Annotated in this window: 1 rRNA gene; it reads left to right on the top strand. The window is 57.1% G+C overall.

Annotated features, from left to right (window positions below):
• Nucleotides 1-1,291, top strand: a 23S ribosomal RNA gene (locus ACQE3L_RS15420); the annotation flags it as partial.
• Between the last annotated feature and the right edge of the window lie 55 nt (nt 1,292-1,346).

Raw genomic sequence — 1,346 nt, 5'->3', positions numbered from 1 at the left:
TCAACGGTACCTAGGGCCCGTGAAAAGGCAAGTGTGACGACCGTACCGAGATCCGACACAGGTGCTCTGGCAGCGAAAGCCACGGCCTGTCGGGAGAACCGACGTTAGGGAATTCGGCAAGTTAGTCCCGTACCTTCGGAAGAAGGGATGTCTGCTCTCAGCGGAGCAGATCGCAGTGACTCGGGCGCTCCGACTGTCTAGTAACAACACAGGTGACCGCAAATCCGCAAGGACTCGTACGGTCACTGAATCCTGCCCAGTGCGGGTATCTGAACACCAAGTACAATTGGACGAAGGACCCGTCAACGGCGGGGGTAACTATGACCCTCTTAAGGTAGCGTAGTACCTTGCCGCTTCAGTAGCGGCTTGCATGAATGGATAAACGAGAGTGCCACTGTCCCAACGTTGGACCCGGTGAACTGTACGTTCCAGTGCGGAGTCTGGAGACCCCCAAGGGGAAGCGAAGACCCTATAGAGCTTTACTGCAGGCTGTCGCTGAGACGTGGTCGCCGATGTGCAGCATAGGTAGGAGCCGTTACACAGGTACCCGCGCTAGCGGGCCACCGAGGCATCAGTGAAATACTACCCGTCGGTGACTGCGACTCTCACTCCTGGCGGAGGACACCGGTAGCCGGGCAGTTTGACTGGGGCGGTACGCGCTCGAAAAGATATCGAGCGCGCCCGAAGATCATCTCAGCCGGGTCGGGAATCCGGCGAAGAGTGCAAGAGCAAAAGATGGTCTGACAGTGTCGTTCCCAACGAGCGACGCTGACGCGAGAGCGTGGTCTAGCGAACCTACGAGGTTCCGGAATGGGACCCGTAGATGACAGAAAAGCTACCTTAGGGATAACAGAGTCGTCACTCGCAAGAGCACATATCGACCGAGTGGCTTGCTACCTCGATGTCGGTTCCCTCCATCCTGCCCGTGCAGAAGCGGGCAAGGGTGAGGTTGTTCGCCTATTAAAGGAGGTCGTGAGCTGGGTTTAGACCGTCGTGAGACAGGTCGGCTGCTATCTATTGGGGGTGTTGAAGGTGCCTGACGTGAACGAACGTATAGTACGAGAGGAACTACGTTTGGTCGCCACTGGTGTACCGGTTGTTCGGAAGAGCAATGCCGGGTAGCCACGCGACACGGGGTAAGAGCTGAACGCATCTAAGCTCGAAACCCACATGGAAACGAGGCACCGCGGAGGTCACTCGTAGAAGACGAGTTAGATAGACTCGGGATGTACGCGCTAAGGCAACGAGGCGTTGTAGTCCACGAGCACTAACAGACCGAGCCACACTCATGCCACGGTTCGGTATTGGGTTCAGGCGGTAGCTGGATCGCACGTATACACGGTAGT

The sequence above is a fragment of the Haloparvum alkalitolerans genome, from assembly GCF_050122995.1.
In the GTDB taxonomy this organism is placed as follows: Archaea; Halobacteriota; Halobacteria; order Halobacteriales; family Haloferacaceae; genus Haloparvum; species Haloparvum alkalitolerans.
The sequence above is the reverse complement of the archived record's forward strand: the minus strand, read 5'-3'. Positions and strand labels throughout refer to the sequence as shown.